Genomic DNA, 18,567 nt, shown 5'->3' on the forward strand with positions numbered 1-18,567 from the left:
ACCAAGGGTCGCTGAGTGGCCAGGCTTGTGGCGTGCCGAGTACCGGGATCGCTCGAGCGCCATGATCGGCCACTACCAACAGGCTGCTGCCGGGCGTCAGATCAACCATGTCGGTCAAATGACCGCGTGAAGTCGCTACACGAAAGTTTCCGCGCCCCAACATCAGCGCTGCACGGTCTTCATCGGGCTCGGTCGAGGTGTTGAGCCAATAACTGTAGGTCGGTCCTTTGATGTCCGGTGGTCGGATTACCGAAAGCCCATCCTGCCGCGGTCGGCTCGAACAAAATTGCGTGCTATCGATATAGGCCGCTTCATATACGAAGCGGTAATTGAAACTGACCTGCTGCAAGGTCGCGATCATGTCCGTGTCGCAGCTACGCAACGACTGCGCTTCCAGGTCATCCAGGCCTTCGCGCAGTTGACCGAACAGTTGCTCCAGCCGCTCCAGAAATCGCTCGCCCTGAGCGTTCATCTGTTCGCTTTCACGTTGCTGGACCTGCCGCAGTGCCACGCCAAGGCTACCGGCCAAGAGCAAAGCCGCACTCAGCGCAGCCGCTAGCATCGCCAAAAACCAAGGGCGATAGAACCAGCTGCGCAGGGTCTCGCTAGCGGCTGCCATCATTGAATATCCGAAGGATTACCAATGAGTTATAGCTACTGATCAGAAAATAGCCCTGACCGTCGGGCGGGCGTCATTATTTTGTCTGGTTGAGCACTTGCAGGATCGCGGCGCTTTGCGCGTCTGGCGTACCGTCAAACCGTGAAGGTCGATAGTGCATCTGGAAAGCTGCCAGCACATGCCGGGTGGCCACATCCAGCTCACCAGTCTGCGGCGTTGTATAGCCCAGACGCGCGAGCTCTTCCTGAAACCAGGTGATGCTCGGCAGTTGTGCCTCGAATAACGCTTGCTGACGCGCTACAGCCTGGGCATCGGGCCAGACCACCAACCCTTCGTCGGCCAGACGCTTCCATGGGAACAACGGACCCGGATCCAGCTTGCGCAGCGGCGCGATATCGCTGTGGCCAATGATGTTTCGCGGGCTGATGTTGTTGCGCTTGCTGATGTCCCTGATCAGGAAGATCAAAGACTGAACCTGCGCCTCGCTGTAGGGATACCAGACGCGCCCGGTAGGCGTATCGCGAAACCCCGGATTGACGATTTCGATGCCGATCGAGCTTGAATTCAGCCAGGTCCGGCCCTGCCACTCGCTTTCCCCGGCATGCCAGGCCCGACGGCTTTCATCCACCAGTTTGAAAATAGTGGCGCTCTTGTCATCGCCCACCAGGTAATGGCTGCTGACCTCGCCATGGGTCAACAATGCCAACGAACGCTCCTGCGAGGCAGTGGTGTAATGCACCACGATAAACTGCACGCGATTGTCGAAATTCACCGAAGGATGGCGGGTGTCGATTCGAGGACCGCTGGCGCAACCCGCCAGGACCAGAAGTACCAAAAGCAGAGGAATCRATTTCATGATCTGGACAATACGCTGAGATAGTAATGCAACAGTGTAACGTACCGCCTTCTTCTGGACCGGCAAAGCCTGGCATTTAACCCGATGGATCACTTATCGTCAGCTTAGCTCCACTCGGTTTCGGCCAGCATTTTTTGCCCGGTAAAGCGCCTGATCGGCTCTTTTCAGCACAAGATCGCTGTGTTCTCCCGCTTTGAACGTCGTCATTCCCATGGAAACCGTGATCGTCACGCGCTCACCCTTGAAGTGAAACGGGCAGGCTTCGATGGCCGCGCGCAGGGTTTCTGCCAACTTGGCGCCGACTGCCAAAGAGGTGTTGGGCACCAACAAGACAAACTCCTCACCACCGAAACGGGCAATGAAGTCCGTACCGCGCAGGCGCTTGCGCAGCACGCTGGCAATGATCTTCAGCACTTTGTCGCCGGCCAGGTGACCGTAGTTATCGTTGATACGCTTGAAGTGGTCGAGATCGAGCATTGCCAGCAACAGCGAGTTGCCGTGTTGCTGCCACTGCGCAATCTCATGCTCCAGACGCTCGCTCCAGGCTGCCCGGTTCGGTAAACCGGTCAGCGGATCGACCAGGGCTTTCTGACGCTGCTCTTCAAGGTGCTCTCGGTAACCCTGAGCCTCCTGCTCCATGCTCGCGACTCGCTCGGCCAAACCTTGCAGGCGTGCCGCAACTTCCTGCTCACGCTCGTCGCGCTGTTTCTGGTGCTGATCCATGGTGCCGAGCAACCCTTCCAGATGGTTCTCCAGCACATGCTTGAGGCCCTCCAGATCCGCGGCGTCCTGCATGCTGCTCTGCAAGCCATCGACCTGCTCACGGATCTGCGTGTCCATCTCCCGCGCAGCGGAACGGTTGTCGGCATGACCCTCGCTGGCGGCTTGCAGGTTGCTTTGGAAGGACTCCAATCGCTCATTGAGTTGCTTGAGGTAAACCTCGAACTCATGCTGACCACTGTCGGTAATTGCCAGCATCAAAACTGCCAGATCATCGAGGATCGGCAGCAGTTCGTACCAATTCAAACCATTCTGCAGCCGGTCGCGCATCGCCTCGGCTTGCGGCCGGTGGCGCTCGGGCAGCGACAAATCGTCCAGCAGTCCCAGCAGCGTGCTCTCGATGTGTTTAGCCACCGAACTGTAAGACGGCTCCGGCGAGTCGGGCAGTGCGTAAAGAACATCCTGCTCAGGTTGCTCCGGGTCCGGAGCAGCCAAAACTTCTGCCATCGCGGGAGGAACGCCATCGATTAACGGCGAAGTGTCATTCCCCTCTCGAGGGACGTTGGACGTCAGCTCGTCAGGATTGATCGCCATTGAATCAGTAGCTGGCACCGGGTCGGGTGCCGGGAATATTTGCGGTGCTTCCGGCGTATCCACATCCGGTAGATCCTGTTCTGCTACCAGCGTTTTGGTACGCGTAGCTTCGATGGCCAGCACTGGGGGAACAAAAGCCACCACCTCAGGTGATGGCTTTGCTTCTTCCGGCGGTTGCGCTGCCACCGGCACCGAGTCTGCAATCACCGGGGGCGGCACTTGCACGGCGGGTGCCGGGACTTCCTGCACAGCGGGTGTATTAGCCCGGATCGGCAACGGTGCTGTAGATTCATGCACCCGCTCAGGCGTCGCCTCCGCGACAGGTGCCGACACTTGCTCAACAGGACTCGAAGCAGGCGCTTCGTGTTGCAGCACTCCGGCCTCTGAAGCCTGAGTATCCGAGTCTCTGCCACCAAACAAACGTTGCAGCAAACCCGGGCGGCTTGGCTCGGCAGGGTTGTCCAGCAGGCTCAGCGCCTGACCTTGCAGACCGCTGAGTTCTCCGAGCAGCAGGGGAATTTCACGTGCCTGGCCGACCCGTCCGTCGAGCTTCTTGGCAAATGTCTTGAGCGGACGACTGACCTCGCGCGGCAACGGCAAGGCCTGGAGCTGACTGACCAGGGCGGTCAACGCCGCGCTGACTTGATTGACCCGGGTCTCGCGCCGCTGCTCGGAGTCGAGCACCGCTTTTTCCAGGCGCGGCAGCAATGCCGCCAGCCCTGCATCCATATCGTTGGTGCGAATGACTTCGCGCATTTCCTTCATGCACTGGTCAACCGCACGGTCGGTGCCCTCGGCGGCCAGCGTACTGCGCACCAAACCGCGACGCAGCAAGTCGAGGCGGGCATCCCAGCGACGCTCGAGCTTTTCCTGCTGTTCGATACTTTTGAGGTATTTCTCTTTCCAGCGCTGTGCTTCGTCGCTCATTCAGGGGTTCCGCGAAGGGCAGGACTCAACGCGGGCAATGCATCGACCGTGAGCGAACTCGGCAGACGAATCTCTACCGCGACGGGCAGGTGATCGGAAATCGGTTGCGCCAGCACTTCGACCCGCTCGAGGGTCAGCGTAGGGCTGAGCAGAATATGGTCAAGACAGCGTTGCGGGCGCCAGCTGGGGAAAGTCGCTCCGACTTGCGGCGCGAGCAGACCCAGATCTCGCAGAGGAGAAGTTTGCAGCAGGTCACTGGCGTGGGTGTTCATGTCGCCCATCAGCACCTGATGCTTGTAGTCGCCGATCAATTCGCGAATGTAGGCCAACTGCATCGTTCGCACGCGCGCCCCCAGCGCGAGGTGCATCATCACGACCACCAGCGCATCCGGCCCTTCGCCAAACCGCACAAGAATCGCACCACGGCCCTTGGGCCCGGGCAGCGGATGATCTTCAATCGCCCATGGGCGCAATCGACTGAGCACGCCATTGCTGTGCTGGGCGAGGCGACCCAGGTTGCGATTGAGTTGTTGATACCAGTAGGGGAAGGCGCCGAGCTGGGCCAGGTGTTCGACTTGATTGACGTAGCCCGACCGCAGGCTGCCGCCATCGGCCTCCTGCAAAGCGACCAGATCGTAGTCGCCCAGCAGATTGCCGATTTTCTGCAGGTTATCCGCTCGCCCGGTGTGCGGTAGCAAATGCTGCCAGCTACGGGTCAGGTAATGCCGATAACGCTCGGTACTGATGCCGACCTGGATGTTGAAACTGAGCAAACGCAGACGGCTGTCTGCGGGCAAGCCCGAGGACTCCAGATGATGCTCGTTGACCTGCGGATCATGCAGACCAACGAGACGTTCAGTACCCCAGCGGCGCATGGTGGGCGCCGCTTACTTAGCGGCGCGCTCCTTGGCGATCAGCTGATCGGCTACGCTCAAGGTGCCTTCAGGACCGCCGGCAGTGCCCAGATCGAAGCGGTATTTTCCGTTCACGACCATGGTCGGTACGCCAGAGATCTGATAGGCCTGAGCCTTTTTCTTGGCTTCTTCAACTTTGCCTTTGACGGCAAACGAGTTGTAGGTGCTCAGGAACTTCTCCTTGTCGACGCCTTCGCCGGCCAGGAACTCAGCCATCTCTTCCGGGGTAGCGAGCTTCTTGCCACCGTGGATCGCTTCGAAGACAGCTTTGTGAACCTTGTGTTCCACACCCATCGCTTCCAGGGTGATGTACAGCTGACCGTGAACGTTCCAGATACCGCCGAACATGGCCGGAATACGCACGAAGTTCACGTCGGCAGGCAGTTTTTCAACCCAGGGATTGATGGTCGGCTCGAATGCATAGCAGTGCGGGCAGCCATACCAGAACAGTTCCACGACTTCGATCTTGCCAGGCACAGCCACCGGAACGGCGCTGCCCAATTCGACATATTGTTTACCGGCTTCAAGCGGTTCGGCAGCTTGGGCGGTCATACCAAACAGGCTGGCAGTGACGAGTGCGGCGCTGAGAATCAGATTACGCATGCTTTACTCCTGAACAAATTGGGTCGCCTCGCGCGACCTGTTTTCTGGCAGATCTTGGCGGGCATTAGTGCTCTAGTGTAACGGCAGCGGCCACAAAAAAGGGCGGCCAAAGCCACCCTTTTTATGTTTGCATCGAAGGATTAATCGAGCGTTAACATTGCGCGAGATCAGCACCCTGCGCAGCGCCCGCTCACAAGCCTTAGTGCAGGCCCTGAATGTAGCTGGACACCGCTTCGATGTCCTTGTTGCTCAATTTTGCAGCAATGCTCTGCATGATTTTCGTGTCGCCGTCGTTGGTACGGTTACCCTCACGGAAATCAGTCAACTGCTTGGCGATGTATTGAGCGTGCTGGCCGCCCAGATGCGGGAAGGCAGCAGCGGCGTTACCCGCACCATTAGGCGAGTGGCAACCGGTGCAAGATGGCATGCCCTGGTCCAGTTTGCCGCCACGGAACAACTCTTCACCGTGAGCCACGACTTTAGGATCTGCTGCGCCGACGCTGCCTTTCTGGCTGGAGAAGTAGGCAGCAAGGTCAGCCAGGTCCTGATCGCTCAGGTTGGTCAGCAGGCCGGTCATCTCCAGAACGGTGCGCTTGCCCGACTTGATGTCGTGCAGTTGCTTGTTCAGGTAACGCTCACCCTGACCCGCCAGTTTTGGAAAGTTTGGCGCCATGCTATTACCATCCGGGCCATGACAGGCGCCACATACTGCGGCTTTCGCCTGACCAGCAGTCGCATCGCCTGCAGCATGGGCTATGCCGGAGATCCCCAGGGTCAACAGCAGACTCACGATCAATTTGTTCATCAGCTAATCCAACTACGGCTAAGGGTTAAAGAGTTATGGACCGGGATCACTCGTTCATCCACTGGATGATTGCTCGGTAATCCTCGGCACTGCAGTCCATGCACAAACCACGCGGCGGCATCGCCTTGAAACCCTGGGTCACGTGTTGCACCAGCGTCTCCATACCTTGCGCCAGTCTTGGCGCCCAAGCTTCCTTATCGCCCTTTTGAGGCGCCGTTGGGAGTTGGCCGGAATGACAGGCTCCACAAACACGGTTGTACACAGCTTCCGGATCCTGTGTAGCCTGAGCGCTGTAAAGCGGCATCAAGACACCGGCAGCTAGCAGCCATTTCGTCATAAAACGACCTTTTCAGGGTTGAGAGCGTGCTGCGTTCTAATGCGCAATCAAGGTCAATCGCTCTCGTGAACCTCATCCTACGCTGGGACAAAGCGCACACAAAATCTGCGGCATTATATACTGGCGTCATTGAAACGGAAACGACGCTGCTCTTTGCGACCAATCTCGGCACCGCCCACATCGGAAATCCCATGCAACTCAAGAACCCCATCCTCGGTCTGTGCCAACAGTCCACCTTCATGCTCAGCGCCGCCAAAGTCGACCAATGTCCTGACGACGAAGGCTTTGAAGTGGCCTTCGCCGGGCGTTCCAACGCTGGCAAATCCAGCGCCCTGAACACGTTGACTCACGCCAGCCTGGCTCGCACCTCGAAAACGCCAGGTCGCACACAACTCTTGAACTTCTTCAAGCTAGACGATGAACGCCGTCTGGTCGACCTGCCGGGTTACGGTTACGCGAAAGTACCCATCCCTCTGAAGCAACACTGGCAGCGCCACCTGGAAGCCTATCTGGGCAGCCGCGAGAGTCTGAAGGGCTTGATTCTGATGATGGACATCCGTCATCCAATGACCGACTTCGACCTGCTGATGCTCGACTGGGCCGTGGCCAGCGGCATGCCGATGCACATTCTGCTGACCAAGGCCGACAAACTGACCTACGGCGCAGCGAAGAACACCTTGCTCAAAGTCCAGGCAGAAATCCGTAAAGGCTGGGGCGAAACCGTGACAATCCAGCTGTTCTCGGCACCAAAACGCCTGGGCCTCGAAGATGCCTACACGGTATTGGCGAACTGGATGGAACTGGCCGACAAGGGCACCGAGACAGAAGCTCAATAAGCTTTTGGGGATATCCGAGATACGGAAAACTGTCTGTGGGACGGTCAGGCAAGGCAAAAACACGGCTCGAAACGGCCGGGGTCGCGCTCGACTTTAGGGACCTAAATGAGCATTTCGAGCCGTGTTTTTAACGCAGCATGGCCGTTCCACAGCCAGTTTTTTGGCAAAAAAAACCCCGAATTACGTATGGGGAGAGAGTAATTCGGGGTCTAAGTTCCGGACCGCTAGGGCGGGGTCCAGATATCTGCCAACACTTAACACAACATAGGAGCATCGAAGGGCTTCACCACCCATTCAGTAACTCTGAGTGGCGGTTCACGGATTTAGTTCCGGTTAATTTCAAAACCTATTGGGAATAACCCACAGATTTTTTCGAACTAATAACCCTTAGCCAATGACTGCCGCGACACTACACCGCGGCGCCATCCCCGAAAAAGCGCCTCACACCGGCTTAGTGCGCTTCATCCCAGTTATTTCCAACGCCGACTTCCACCAAAAGCGGCACATCCAGGGTCGCTGCGCTGCTCATATGGACGCGAATTTCTTCGCGAACCTGGTCGACCAGGTCTTCGCGAACCTCAAGCACCAATTCATCGTGCACCTGCAGAATCACTTTGGCGTCCAGGCCTGAGGTCATCAGCCAGTTATCCACCGCCACCATGGCCTTCTTGATGATATCCGCCGCAGTGCCTTGCATCGGCGCGTTGATCGCCGTGCGCTCGGCGCCTTTGCGCAGGGCCGGATTTTTCGCGTTGATGTCCGGCAGGTACAAGCGACGACCGAATATGGTTTCGACAAAACCCTGCTCAGCCGCCTGAGCGCGGGTGCGCTCCATGTACTCGAGCACACCCGGATAGCGGGCAAAATAACGGTCTATATAAGCTTGGGACTGTTTACGGTCGACGCCAATCTGCTTGGCCAGGCCAAACGAGCTCATGCCATAGATCAGGCCGAAGTTGATCGCCTTGGCGCTGCGCCGCTGATCGGTGGTGACGTCCGCCAATTCAACCCCGAACACCTCCGCGGCGGTGGCTTTGTGCACGTCCAGATCATTGCGGAACGCGTGCAACAGCCCTTCGTCCTTGGCCAGGTGGGCCATGATCCGCAGTTCGATCTGCGAATAGTCCGCCGCCAACAGCTTGTAGCCTTTGGGGGCAATGAACGCCTGACGAATCCGTCGACCTTCGGCGGTACGAATCGGAATGTTCTGCAGGTTTGGATCACTGGAAGACAAGCGACCGGTCGCTGCCACCGCTTGATGGTAGGACGTATGAATACGTCCGGTGCGCGGGTTGATCTGCTCGGGCAGACGGTCGGTGTAGGTGCTTTTCAGCTTGCTCAAGGAACGGTACTGCATCAGCACCTTGGGCAACGGGTAGTCCTGCTCGGCCAGTTCCGCCAGCACCGCTTCGGCGGTCGAAGCCTGGCCCTTGGCAGTTTTGCTGAGAATCGGCAGCCCGAGTTTTTCGTAGAGGATCACGCCCAATTGCTTAGGCGAACCGAGGTTGAACTCCTCACCGGCAATGGCGAACGCCTCACGCTCCAGCGCGACCAGCTTGTCGCCCAGTTCAACGCTCTGGATGCCCAGCAGGTTGGCGTCGACCAACGCGCCCTGGCGCTCGATACGCGCCAACACTGGCACCAGCGGCATCTCGATTTCGCTGAGGACTTTGCTCAGGCTCGGAATGGCGTCGAGTTTTTCATGCAGGGTCTGATGCAGACGCAGCGTCACGTCGGCATCTTCGGCGGCGTATGGCCCGGCCAGCTCCAGCGAGATCTGGTCGAAGGTCAGTTGCTTGACACCCTTGCCCGCGATGTCCTGGAAGCTGGTAGTGGTGTAGCCCAAATATTTGAGCGCCAGGCTGTCCATGTCGTGACGGGTCGCGGTCGAATCCAGCACGTAGGACTCGAGCATGGTGTCGAAGGCGATGCCTTGCACCATGATGCCGCAGCTCTGATCACCACCGATGGCGCAGTTGGCCAGGATGTTCATGTCGAACTTGGCGTGCTGGCCGACTTTGAGTTTGCTCGGGTCTTCCAGAATCGGTTTCAGCGCGCGCAACACCGTGTCGCGATCCAGTTGATCCGGCACGCCCATGTAGGAATGGGTCAGTGGAATGTAGGCCGCTTCGTTGGCCTGCACAGCGAACGACAGCCCGACAAGTTGTGCTTGCTGCGCGTCGATGCCCGTGGTTTCGGTGTCGAAGGCGAACAGCTTGGCGTTTTGCAGCTTCTTYAGCCAGACATCGAAATCTGCCTGGGTGAGGACCGTGGTGTACTGGGGCCCATCGTCACCGGCCACGGCTTCTTCAACCGCCGCGACCACTTCCTGGCCCGCTCGCTTGGCATCACGCTGAACTTCCTCGAACCAGCTCTTGAACTCGAGCAGGGTATAGAGCTCGGCGAGCTTTTCACGGTCCGGCTCACGCAGGTGCAAGTCGTCCAGACCAATGTCCAGCGGCACGTCGACCTTGATGGTCGCCAGTTGATAGGAGAGGAACGCCATCTCCTTGTGCTCTTCAAGCTTGGCCGGCAGCGTTTTGGCACCACGAATCGGCAACGTCGGGACGATATCGAGGTGCGCATAGAGCTCGGTCAGGCCGCCGTTCACACCCACCAGCAGGCCGGACGCCGTCTTCGGGCCAATGCCCGGCACGCCTGGAATGTTGTCGGAGGAATCACCCATCAGCGCCAGGTAATCGATGATCTGCTCGGGAGCGACGCCGAATTTCTCCTTCACGCCAGCCACGTCCATCGCGCTACCGGTCATGGTATTGACCAAGGTAATGTGCCCATCGACCAACTGCGCCATGTCCTTGTCGCCAGTGGAGATCACCACCGGACGGTCAGCGGCTGCGCTGCTGCGGGCCAGCGTGCCAATCACGTCATCGGCCTCAACGCCGTCGACGCACAGCAACGGAAAGCCCAGGGCGATCACGCTCGCGTGCAATGGCTCGATCTGCACACGCATGTCGTCGGGCATGCTTGGGCGATTGGCTTTGTATTCGGCGTACAGGTCATCGCGAAATGTCCCACCCTTGGCATCGAATACGACGGCAAACGGACTGTTCGGGTACTGCTTGCGCAGACTCTTGAGCATGTTCAGCACGCCCTTGACCGCGCCGGTCGGCAGGCCTTTGGACGTGGTCAACGGCGGCAGCGCGTGAAAGGCGCGGTACAGGTAAGAAGAACCGTCCACCAGGACGAGGGGGGCTTGGCTCATGAGCAGGATCAACCTTTTCGGCGGGTCCGGCGCTAGAATAGCGGGACCGTTGACGACAAAGGGACAAGGTTATCATGCGCTCACTCAATCGCTTGTTACTGGCTGGCTTCTTTGCACTCACTCCCCTGGCCGTCATGGCAGCCGATGATGCACCGACGCCAGAACCGGAAGTCACCATCCACACAGAAGGCGACAAAGTCATTCAGGAGTACCGCCAGAACGGCTTCGTGTACGCGATCAAGGTCACACCGAAGGGCGGAAAACCGTACTTTCTGATACGTGCGGACGGAACGGAGGCAAACTATATCCGCTCGGATCAGCCGAATATGCTGATTCCGTCGTGGGAAATTTTTACCTGGAAGTAGTTTCTTAACTTTAATCGGCGCTGGCTCAACCGCGGCGCCCGAACTGAGCAGTTTTTAACCATGTCTGTGTTCACCCCCCTGGCTCGGCCCGAGCTGGAAACCTTTCTCGCCCCTTATGGGCTCGGCCGCCTGCTTGATTTCCAGGGGATTGCCGCGGGTAGCGAAAACACCAACTTCTTCATCAGCCTGGAGCAGGGGGAGTTTGTCCTGACCCTGGTTGAGCGCGGCCCCGTGCAGGAGATGCCATTCTTCATCGAACTGCTCGACGTGCTGCACGACGCCAACTTGCCGGTGCCCTATGCATTGCGTACCACCGACGGCATCGCCCTGCGCGAACTGGCCGGCAAGCCCGCACTGTTGCAGCCACGGCTGGCCGGCAAGCACATCAAGGAAGCCAACGCACAGCATTGCGCGCAAGTTGGCGAATTGCTGGGGCACCTGCACCTGGCCACCAAAGATCACATGATCAAGCGCAAGACCGATCGCGGCCTCGACTGGATGCTCGAAGAAGGCACGCAACTGCTGTCGCACCTGAATGCCGCGCAAAGCAATCTGCTGCAACGCGCCTTGAACGAAATCACTGAGCAGAAGATTAAAATCCTGGCGCTGCCTCGGGCCAACATCCACGCCGACCTGTTCCGCGACAACGCGATGTTCGAAGGCACGCACCTGACCGGGCTGATCGACTTCTACAACGCCTGCTCCGGCCCGATGCTCTACGACGTGGCGATTGCCCTGAATGACTGGTGCTCGGACGAAGACGGCTTGATTGACGGCCCGCGGGCGAGGGCATTGCTCGGGGCTTATGCCGCGTTGCGCCCATTTACCGCCGCCGAGGCGGAGCTGTGGCCGACCATGCTGCGGGTAGCCTGCGTGCGGTTCTGGCTGTCACGCTTGATCGCCGCCGAGTCCTTTGCCGGGCAGGACGTGCTGATTCACGATCCGATGGAGTTTCAGCAGCGCCTGGCCCAGCGTCAGCACGTCAGCACGCCGTTACCGTTCGCCCTTTAAAAGCATCGCGAGCAGGCTCACTCCCACATGGACAGCGAAAATCCTGTGGGAGCAGCCGGGCGGCGTTCCGTTTGCTCGCGATCGAGGCGCCGGATATCCCGGCGTTAAAGCGACTCCAGGCAACCCGCCAAATCATTCCCCAACTTCTCCAGCACCTGCTCATAGCCGCGAGCCGTTGCCGGCGTGTAACCGCCCAACGCATCCAGTTCCGCCAGTTTCACCGGCAAACCGGCCACCAGCGTTTCGGCCAGGCGTGGGCGCAACGGTGGTTCGCTGAACACGCAGGTCTTGCCGACTTCCTGCAAGCGCGAGCGCATCGCTGCAACGTGCTGGGCACCTGGCTGCACTTCAGCGGCCACGCTGAACACGCCGGTGTGCTTGAGGCCGTAGGCGTCTTCGAAATAATCGAACGCTTCATGGAACACGAAGTAGGGCTTGCCCGCGATACCGGCCAAGCGTGCTTTCAAACGCAGATCCAGCGCGTCCAGGCGCTCATCGAAGGCCTTGAGGTTGCTCTGATAGCGCGGCGCATTGGCAGGATCCGCAGCACTGAGGTCGGTGGCGATTTTTGCCGCGATCACTCGCGCATTGACCGGCGACAACCAGAGGTGAGCATCGAGACTACCAGGGCGGTGGTCGTGATCGTGCTCATCGGCGTCTTCCGCATGGGAGTGGCTGTCTTCGGCAAAACGCCGCAGTTTCAAACCCGGCAGCTCCTGCACGGCAACCGACGGCAGGCTACGGCCTTTGAGCACGCGCGGAAGGAAACCTTCCATGTCCGGGCCGATCCAGTAGAGCAAGTCCACCGACTGCACCTTCCGTACGTCGGATGGACGCAAGGCGTAGTTATGCGGCGATGCACCCGGCGGCAGCAAGACCTCGGGAACCCCGACGCCATCCTGCACCGCAGCAGCAATCAGCTGCAGCGGCTTGATGCTGGTCAGTACGCTCACTTCGGCATGAGCGGCGCTGATCGCAAAAAAACCGGCAGTAAATGTGACAAAAATGGCAAAAAGTCTGGGCACGATGACCACTCAAGTAGGCGAGAACGGGTAACATAATAACGTCTCTCACAAAACTCGTCGCCGCTCATGCCTAAAACACCGCTAGCCAGCCGTCCCCACGACCACTCTCACTGCGTGCACAGTGCATTGTCCGAGGCCGATGTCATTTGCGCACGCCAAGGCTTGCGTCTGACCGCGCTGCGTCGGCGGGTGCTGGAACTGGTCTGGCAAAGCCACAAGCCGCTGGGCGCCTACGACATTCTGGCGGTACTCAGCGAGCAGGATGGCCGCCGCGCCGCGCCGCCGACGGTGTATCGCGCGCTGGATTTCCTGCTGGATAACGGCCTGGTCCACCGCATTTCCTCGCTCAACGCCTTCGTTGGCTGCAATCATCCGGGGCACGCCCACCAGGGCCAGTTCCTGATTTGCCGCGAATGCCACGCGGCCATCGAACTCGAGCAAAAATCCATCAGCGACACCATCATCCACAGCGCCGGCGAAGTCGGGTTCGTGGTCGAAGGCCAGACTGTCGAAGTGATCGGTCTCTGCTCGGGTTGCCAGGGGGCTTGATGAGCACTGCGTTAATCCGCCTCAATCAGGTTGCGGTGACCTTCGCCGGGCAAAGCGTGCTGGACAACATCGAACTGAGCGTCGAGCCGAGGCAGATCGTCACCCTGATCGGCCCCAACGGCGCCGGCAAGACCACGCTGGTCCGCGCCGTACTTGGCCTGCTCAAGCCCGACAGCGGCAGCGTCTGGCGCAAGCCGAAACTGCGGGTCGGCTACATGCCGCAGAAACTGCACGTTGACCCGACCTTGCCGCTCTCGGTACTGCGCTTCTTGCGCCTGGTGCCGGGCGTGGATCGTGCGCGCGCCTTGGCAGCGCTCAAGGAAGTCGGTGCCGAACAGGTGATCGACAGCCCGGTGCAGAGCGTTTCCGGCGGTGAAATGCAGCGCGTATTACTGGCCCGCGCCCTGTTGCGCGAGCCCGAACTACTGGTACTCGACGAGCCGGTGCAAGGCGTCGATGTGGCCGGACAAGCCGAGCTCTATAGCCTGATCACCCGCCTGCGCGACCGCCACGGTTGCGGGGTGTTGATGGTTTCCCACGATCTGCACCTGGTGATGAGCACCACCGACCAGGTGGTCTGCCTCAATCGCCACGTCTGCTGCTCCGGGCATCCCGAGCAGGTCAGCGGCGACCCGGCGTTCGTCGAGCTGTTCGGCAAGAACGCGCAGAGCCTGGCGGTCTATCACCACCATCACGACCACGCCCACGACTTGCATGGCTCGGTCGTCAGCGCGGCACCGGCCGTTCACACCCACGTTCATGGAGATGGCTGCAAGCATGGCTGATTTTCTGTTGTACGCCCTGCTCGCAGGCCTGGCCCTGGCCGCCGTCGCAGGTCCGCTGGGATCGTTCGTGGTCTGGCGGCGCATGGCCTATTTCGGCGACACCCTGTCCCACGCAGCGTTACTCGGCGTGGCGTTGGGTTTTCTGCTGGATGTCAGTCCGACTATCGCAGTGACCGTCGGCTGCCTGTTACTGGCCGTGCTGCTGGTGACCTTGCAACAGCGCCAGCCGCTGGCCTCCGACACCTTGTTGGGGATTCTTGCGCCGAGCACGCTCTCTCTGGGCCTGGTGGTACTAAGCTTCATGCATGAAGTGCGGATCGACCTGATGGCCTATCTGTTCGGTGACTTGTTGGCGATCAGCCCGACCGATCTGGCGTGGATCCTCGGCGGCAGTGCGGCGGTGATGCTGCTGTTGGTGGCGCTATGGCGCCCCTTGCTGGCGATTACCGTGCACGAAGAATTGGCCACGGTTGAAGGCCTGCCGGTAGCAGCATTGCGCATGACCTTGATGCTGCTGATTGCGGTGGTGATCGCGGTGGCGATGAAAATCGTCGGTGTGCTGCTGATTACTTCCTTGCTGATCATCCCGGCGGCTGCGGCACAACGTCACGCACGCTCTCCCGAGCAGATGGCCTTGGGCGCGAGTTTGCTCGGTATACTCGCGGTCTGCGGTGGCCTGGCGCTGTCGTGGTTCAAGGACACGCCGGCTGGCCCATCGATTGTGGTGGCTGCCGCCGCGCTGTTTCTGCTGAGTTTTGTCCTGCCCCGTCGAGGGGTGTAGACTTGCTCGTTTTTTGCGCAATCAGAGAGTCGCAGGAATGAAGCCGTTCGCCTCCCGTTATCTGCTCCTTGTTGCATTTTCGCTGCTACTTGGCGCCTGCCAAAGCACGCCGCCGGCCCCCAAGGTCCCGGACGCACGGGCTACGGCGATCGCGCAGCTGGAGCAAAGCCTGGCCAGCAGTGAACTGGCCACCGCCGAGGATCAATTGGCCGCCTTGCAGGCCGAATCACCCAACGATCAGTCGCTGGAGCAATACCAACGGCAACTCGCCGAAGCCTACTTGCAACGCAGCCAGATCGTTTTGCAAAAAGGCGACGTGAATGCCGCCGCCACGGCCCTGAGCCGAGCCCGTGCGTTGATGCCCAAAGCTCCGGCGCTGACCGGTGGCGTCAACAACGCCATCAGCCACGCGCGCAAGGCCGAACTGGACCAGGCAGAGGCCGCCCTCAAGGCCGCCGAAGCCAAGCGTGTCGCCAAGGTCATCGACCCAACGGCCGAGAGCACCACCGTTGCGCTGAACATCGCCGATAACAAGCAATTGCGTCGGCAACTTGATGCGATTGCCAGCGATGTGGTGAGTTATGAGTGCGACGTCAGCATTCAGGCGCCGCGCACCGAAGATTACCCGTGGCTGGCCACGCTGCTGACCAAACGGGTGAAGAAGCTGGATGCCGACTTCGACCTGAAGATCGAGCGACAGATTCTGCGCAATGTCCCGGCACAGATGGTTCTGACGCCACGTAAACCTTAAAAGAGAAGATCGCCGCCTGCGACAGCTCCTACGGATCGGTGTAGGAGCTGCCGCAGGCGGCGATCTTTTGTTCTTCTTGGCTTATCGCGTTATTTCCAAATGACTGGATGAATGCGAAATAAATGCTAAGAACCTCTATACGGACACGCTAAAATGCCCGCCCGGCTAACCGCTGACCCTTTTCTAACGCGCCCCACAAGGTTCGCTACGTGATCGAGTTTCAAAACGTCCATAAAACTTACCGCGTCGCCGGTAAGGATATTCCTGCACTGCACCCCACCAATCTGTCGATTGAGAACGGTCAGGTGTTTGGCCTGATCGGTCACTCCGGCGCGGGAAAAAGTACCCTGTTGCGTCTGATCAACCGCCTGGAAAACTCCAGTGGCGGCAAGATCATCGTCGATGGCGAAGAAGTTACCGCGCTGGACGCCAATGCGCTGCGCCGCTTCCGTCAGCAAGTCGGGATGATCTTCCAGCACTTCAACCTGCTGGCCTCCAAGACGGTTGCCGACAACGTCGCGCTGCCGTTGACCCTGGCCGGTGAACTGTCGCGCAGCGAGATCGACCTGCGAGTGGCCGAGTTGCTGGCGCGTGTCGGCCTGGCCGACCACGCAAAGAAGTACCCGGCACAGCTGTCCGGTGGCCAGAAGCAGCGCGTCGGCATCGCCCGCGCCCTGGCGACCAAGCCAAAAATCCTGCTGTGTGACGAAGCTACCAGCGCCCTCGACCCGCAAACCACCGCGTCGGTCCTGCAACTGTTGGCCGAGATCAACCGCGAGCTGAACCTGACCATCGTGCTGATCACCCATGAAATGGACGTGATTCGTCGGGTCTGCGACCAGGTCGCCGTGATGGATGCCGGCGTGATCGTCGAGCAAGGTCCGGTGGCCGACGTGTTCTTGCACCCCAAGCACCCGACCACCAAGCGATTCGTGCAGGAAGACGAGCAGATCGACGAAAGCGAACAGCGCGACGACTTCGCTCACGTGCCGGGCCGTATCGTGCGCCTGACCTTCCAGGGCGATGCAACCTACGCGCCGTTGCTGGGCACCGTCGCCCGCGAAACAGGTGTGGACTACAGCATCCTCGCCGGTCGTATCGACCGCATCAAAGACGTCCCCTACGGGCAATTGACCCTGGCGGTCACCGGTGGCGACATGGAGGCGGCGTTTGCCCGCTTCACCGCAGCCGACGTCCACATGGAGGTGCTGCGTTAATGGAAGCCCTGATGAGTTTCTTCGCCAATATCGACTGGTTCGAAATCTGGCAGGCTACCGGCGACACCTTGCTGATGCTTGGCGGTTCGCTGTTGTTCACCGTACTGCTCGGCCTGCCGCTGGGTGTGTTGCTGTTCCTCTGCAGCCCGCGCCAGTTGCTCGAAGCCAAAGGCGTTTACGCGCTGCTGTCGCTGATCGTGAATATCCTGCGTTCGCTGCCGTTCATCATTCTGCTGATCGTGATGATCCCGTTCACCGTGTTGATCACCGGCACCTCGCTGGGCGTCGGCGGTGCGATCCCGCCGCTGGTGGTGGGCGCCACGCCGTTCTTCGCACGTCTGGTGGAAACCGCCCTGCGTGAAGTCGATCGCGGCATCATCGAAGCGACCCAGGCCATGGGCGCGACGACCCGTCAGATCATCGTCAACGCGCTGCTGCCGGAAGCCCGCCCGGGCATTTTCGCAGCGATCACGGTGACCGCGATTACACTGGTGTCCTACACGGCGATGGCCGGTGTGGTTGGCGCCGGTGGTTTGGGTGACCTGGCGATTCGCTTCGGTTACCAACGCTTCCAGACTGACGTGATGGTGGTGACGGTGGTGTTGCTGCTGGTGCTGGTCCAGGTTCTGCAAACCGTCGGCGATAAGCTGGTGGTGCACTTTTCCCGAAAATAAATGCAATCGCCAGCCACGGCTGGCAGGCGCTCGGAAGGGCGCCTCACAAGGAGTTTGCTGGATGAAAAAACTACTCGTCGCGTTCGCTGCCGTTGCAGCGTTCTCCGCTCAGGCCGCTGAAACCCTGACCGTCGCTGCTACTCCGGTTCCGCACGCGGAAATCCTCGAGTTCGTGAAGCCGGTACTGGCCAAAGAAGGCGTCGACCTCAAGGTCAAGGTGTTCACCGACTACGTACAGCCAAACGTACAGGTTGCCGAGAAACGCCTGGACGCCAACTTCTTCCAGCACCAGCCGTACCTCGATGAGTTCAACAAGGCCAAGGGCACAAACCTGGTGAGCGTTGCCGGTGTGCACCTGGAGCCGCTGGGCGCGTACTCCAACAAGTACAAGACCCTTGCCGAACTGCCAGGCGGCGCCAACGTGGTGATCCCGAACGACGCCACCAACGGCGGCCGTGCGCTGTTGCTGCTGGAGAAGGCCGGCCTGATCAAGTTGAAGGATTCGAAAAACATCCTGTCGACCGTCAAGGACATCACCGAGAACACCAAAGACCTGAAGTTCCGTGAACTGGAAGCCGCGACCATCCCACGCGTGCTGACCCAGGTCGACCTGGCGCTGATCAACACCAACTACGCGCTGGAAGCCAAGCTCGATCCGTCCAAGGACGCGCTGGTGATCGAAGGCAAGGACTCGCCTTACGTGAACATCCTTGTCGCCCGCGCGGACGACAAGGACAGCGACGCGATGAAGAAACTGGTTGCTGCGCTGCACAGCCCGGAAGTGAAGGCGTTCATTCTGGAGAAGTACAAAGGCGCGGTATTGCCGGCGTTCTGATCTGCTGATGTAAAACAAAACGGGGACACAATCACTGTGTCCCCGTTTTTTTATGCCTGAAACACTGACCTTGTGGGAGCGAGCCTGCTCGCGATGGGGCCATCACTGCCGACATCGATCTTGAATGTCAGTCCGCTATC

Annotated in this window: 19 protein-coding genes; 10 read left to right on the top strand and 9 right to left on the bottom strand. The window is 59.7% G+C overall.

What is annotated here, in order from left to right; translation table 11 throughout:
• From AC1DH9_RS00005 to AC1DH9_RS00035, 7 genes are all read right to left on the bottom strand, one after another.
• Positions 1 to 622 (bottom strand): CSS-motif domain-containing protein (locus tag AC1DH9_RS00005; RefSeq protein ID WP_477807626.1); only part of this gene is annotated, 622 nt, incomplete at its 3' end.
• A gap of 73 nt (positions 623 to 695) precedes the next feature.
• Positions 696 to 1,475: an N-acetylmuramoyl-L-alanine amidase gene (locus AC1DH9_RS00010; protein ID WP_477807627.1), complete on the bottom strand. Its 780-nt coding sequence runs from the start codon at positions 1,473 to 1,475 to the stop codon at positions 696 to 698.
• A 99-nt stretch (positions 1,476 to 1,574) separates the two neighbouring features.
• The gene (locus AC1DH9_RS00015) at positions 1,575 to 3,716 is read right to left on the bottom strand and encodes a GGDEF domain-containing protein (RefSeq protein ID WP_427542088.1); all 2,142 of its coding nucleotides are present in this window, start codon (positions 3,714 to 3,716) and stop codon (positions 1,575 to 1,577) included.
• Entirely contained in the window at positions 3,713 to 4,591 is an 879-nt protein-coding gene (locus tag AC1DH9_RS00020) for an endonuclease/exonuclease/phosphatase family protein (protein ID WP_427542091.1), read from the bottom strand. The genes AC1DH9_RS00015 and AC1DH9_RS00020 overlap by 4 nt, the downstream gene beginning before the upstream one ends.
• Positions 4,592 to 4,603: 12 nt before the next feature.
• The gene (locus tag AC1DH9_RS00025) at positions 4,604 to 5,233 is read right to left on the bottom strand and encodes a thiol:disulfide interchange protein DsbA/DsbL (RefSeq protein WP_427531149.1); all 630 of its coding nucleotides are present in this window, start codon (positions 5,231 to 5,233) and stop codon (positions 4,604 to 4,606) included.
• A gap of 199 nt (positions 5,234 to 5,432) precedes the next feature.
• A complete protein-coding gene (locus tag AC1DH9_RS00030) occupies positions 5,433 to 6,038 on the bottom strand; it encodes a c-type cytochrome (protein WP_054594950.1) in 606 nt (201 codons plus the stop codon).
• A 46-nt stretch (positions 6,039 to 6,084) separates the two neighbouring features.
• Positions 6,085 to 6,375, bottom strand: coding sequence for a c-type cytochrome (locus tag AC1DH9_RS00035; RefSeq protein ID WP_103314907.1), 291 nt, complete (start codon positions 6,373 to 6,375; stop codon positions 6,085 to 6,087).
• Positions 6,376 to 6,566: 191 nt separating this feature from the next.
• Between AC1DH9_RS00035 and yihA the strand changes: the two genes are divergently transcribed.
• A complete protein-coding gene (gene yihA, locus AC1DH9_RS00040; RefSeq protein WP_054594948.1) occupies positions 6,567 to 7,211 on the top strand; it encodes a ribosome biogenesis GTP-binding protein YihA/YsxC in 645 nt (214 codons plus the stop codon).
• Between the two features lie 451 nt (positions 7,212 to 7,662).
• On the opposite strand, the gene polA is transcribed toward yihA, so the two are convergent.
• Entirely contained in the window at positions 7,663 to 10,434 is a 2,772-nt protein-coding gene (gene polA / locus AC1DH9_RS00045; protein WP_427542095.1) for a DNA polymerase I, read from the bottom strand.
• Positions 10,435 to 10,508: 74 nt separating this feature from the next.
• Between polA and AC1DH9_RS00050 the strand changes: the two genes are divergently transcribed.
• Positions 10,509 to 10,799, top strand: a complete 291-nt coding sequence (locus AC1DH9_RS00050; RefSeq protein WP_427542098.1) for a DUF2782 domain-containing protein — start codon at positions 10,509 to 10,511, stop codon at positions 10,797 to 10,799.
• A gap of 60 nt (positions 10,800 to 10,859) precedes the next feature.
• The gene (locus tag AC1DH9_RS00055) at positions 10,860 to 11,810 is read left to right on the top strand and encodes a homoserine kinase (RefSeq protein ID WP_427542101.1); all 951 of its coding nucleotides are present in this window, start codon (positions 10,860 to 10,862) and stop codon (positions 11,808 to 11,810) included.
• A 104-nt stretch (positions 11,811 to 11,914) separates the two neighbouring features.
• Here AC1DH9_RS00055 and AC1DH9_RS00060 read toward each other — a convergent pair whose 3' ends face one another.
• Positions 11,915 to 12,844: a zinc ABC transporter substrate-binding protein gene (locus AC1DH9_RS00060; protein WP_427542104.1), complete on the bottom strand. Its 930-nt coding sequence runs from the start codon at positions 12,842 to 12,844 to the stop codon at positions 11,915 to 11,917.
• A gap of 57 nt (positions 12,845 to 12,901) precedes the next feature.
• On the opposite strand from AC1DH9_RS00060, the gene AC1DH9_RS00065 reads away from it, so the two are divergent.
• From AC1DH9_RS00065 to AC1DH9_RS00095, 7 genes are all read left to right on the top strand, one after another.
• Positions 12,902 to 13,384, top strand: a complete 483-nt coding sequence (locus AC1DH9_RS00065; protein ID WP_427531136.1) for a Fur family transcriptional regulator — start codon at positions 12,902 to 12,904, stop codon at positions 13,382 to 13,384.
• Entirely contained in the window at positions 13,384 to 14,169 is a 786-nt protein-coding gene (znuC, locus tag AC1DH9_RS00070; protein WP_145017763.1) for a zinc ABC transporter ATP-binding protein ZnuC, read from the top strand. Before AC1DH9_RS00065 ends, znuC begins: the two co-directional genes overlap by 1 nt.
• Entirely contained in the window at positions 14,162 to 14,950 is a 789-nt protein-coding gene (gene znuB / locus AC1DH9_RS00075) for a zinc ABC transporter permease subunit ZnuB (protein WP_054594941.1), read from the top strand. Before znuC ends, znuB begins: the two co-directional genes overlap by 8 nt.
• Positions 14,951 to 14,987: 37 nt before the next feature.
• A complete protein-coding gene (locus AC1DH9_RS00080) occupies positions 14,988 to 15,701 on the top strand; it encodes a PA5502 family lipoprotein (protein ID WP_427542107.1) in 714 nt (237 codons plus the stop codon).
• Between the two features lie 209 nt (positions 15,702 to 15,910).
• Complete coding sequence (locus tag AC1DH9_RS00085) at positions 15,911 to 16,918, top strand: methionine ABC transporter ATP-binding protein (protein ID WP_427542109.1); 1,008 nt, start codon at positions 15,911 to 15,913, stop codon at positions 16,916 to 16,918.
• Positions 16,918 to 17,592, top strand: a complete 675-nt coding sequence (locus AC1DH9_RS00090; protein ID WP_103314902.1) for a methionine ABC transporter permease — start codon at positions 16,918 to 16,920, stop codon at positions 17,590 to 17,592. The genes AC1DH9_RS00085 and AC1DH9_RS00090 overlap by 1 nt, the downstream gene beginning before the upstream one ends.
• 61 nt (positions 17,593 to 17,653) lie before the next feature.
• On the top strand, positions 17,654 to 18,427 hold the full coding sequence (locus tag AC1DH9_RS00095; RefSeq protein WP_427542114.1) for a MetQ/NlpA family ABC transporter substrate-binding protein: 774 nt from the start codon (positions 17,654 to 17,656) through the stop codon (positions 18,425 to 18,427).
• The last annotated feature ends 140 nt before the right edge of the window (positions 18,428 to 18,567 follow it).

The sequence above is a fragment of the Pseudomonas sp. 05T35 genome (genome assembly GCF_056396605.1).

Coding starts and splice junctions, on each gene's coding strand:
- AC1DH9_RS00015 (WP_427542088.1), bottom strand. CDS start 3,716: ATGAGCGACGAAGCACAGCGCTGGAAAGAGAAATACCTCAAAAGTATC.
- AC1DH9_RS00020 (WP_427542091.1), bottom strand. CDS start 4,591: ATGCGCCGCTGGGGTACTGAACGTCTCGTTGGTCTGCATGATCCGCAG.
- AC1DH9_RS00025 (WP_427531149.1), bottom strand. CDS start 5,233: ATGCGTAATCTGATTCTCAGCGCCGCACTCGTCACTGCCAGCCTGTTT.
- AC1DH9_RS00030 (WP_054594950.1), bottom strand. CDS start 6,038: ATGAACAAATTGATCGTGAGTCTGCTGTTGACCCTGGGGATCTCCGGC.
- AC1DH9_RS00035 (WP_103314907.1), bottom strand. CDS start 6,375: ATGACGAAATGGCTGCTAGCTGCCGGTGTCTTGATGCCGCTTTACAGC.
- yihA (WP_054594948.1), top strand. CDS start 6,567: ATGCAACTCAAGAACCCCATCCTCGGTCTGTGCCAACAGTCCACCTTC.
- AC1DH9_RS00050 (WP_427542098.1), top strand. CDS start 10,509: ATGCGCTCACTCAATCGCTTGTTACTGGCTGGCTTCTTTGCACTCACT.
- AC1DH9_RS00055 (WP_427542101.1), top strand. CDS start 10,860: ATGTCTGTGTTCACCCCCCTGGCTCGGCCCGAGCTGGAAACCTTTCTC.
- AC1DH9_RS00065 (WP_427531136.1), top strand. CDS start 12,902: ATGCCTAAAACACCGCTAGCCAGCCGTCCCCACGACCACTCTCACTGC.
- znuC (WP_145017763.1), top strand. CDS start 13,384: ATGAGCACTGCGTTAATCCGCCTCAATCAGGTTGCGGTGACCTTCGCC.
- znuB (WP_054594941.1), top strand. CDS start 14,162: ATGGCTGATTTTCTGTTGTACGCCCTGCTCGCAGGCCTGGCCCTGGCC.
- AC1DH9_RS00080 (WP_427542107.1), top strand. CDS start 14,988: ATGAAGCCGTTCGCCTCCCGTTATCTGCTCCTTGTTGCATTTTCGCTG.
- AC1DH9_RS00090 (WP_103314902.1), top strand. CDS start 16,918: ATGGAAGCCCTGATGAGTTTCTTCGCCAATATCGACTGGTTCGAAATC.
- AC1DH9_RS00095 (WP_427542114.1), top strand. CDS start 17,654: ATGAAAAAACTACTCGTCGCGTTCGCTGCCGTTGCAGCGTTCTCCGCT.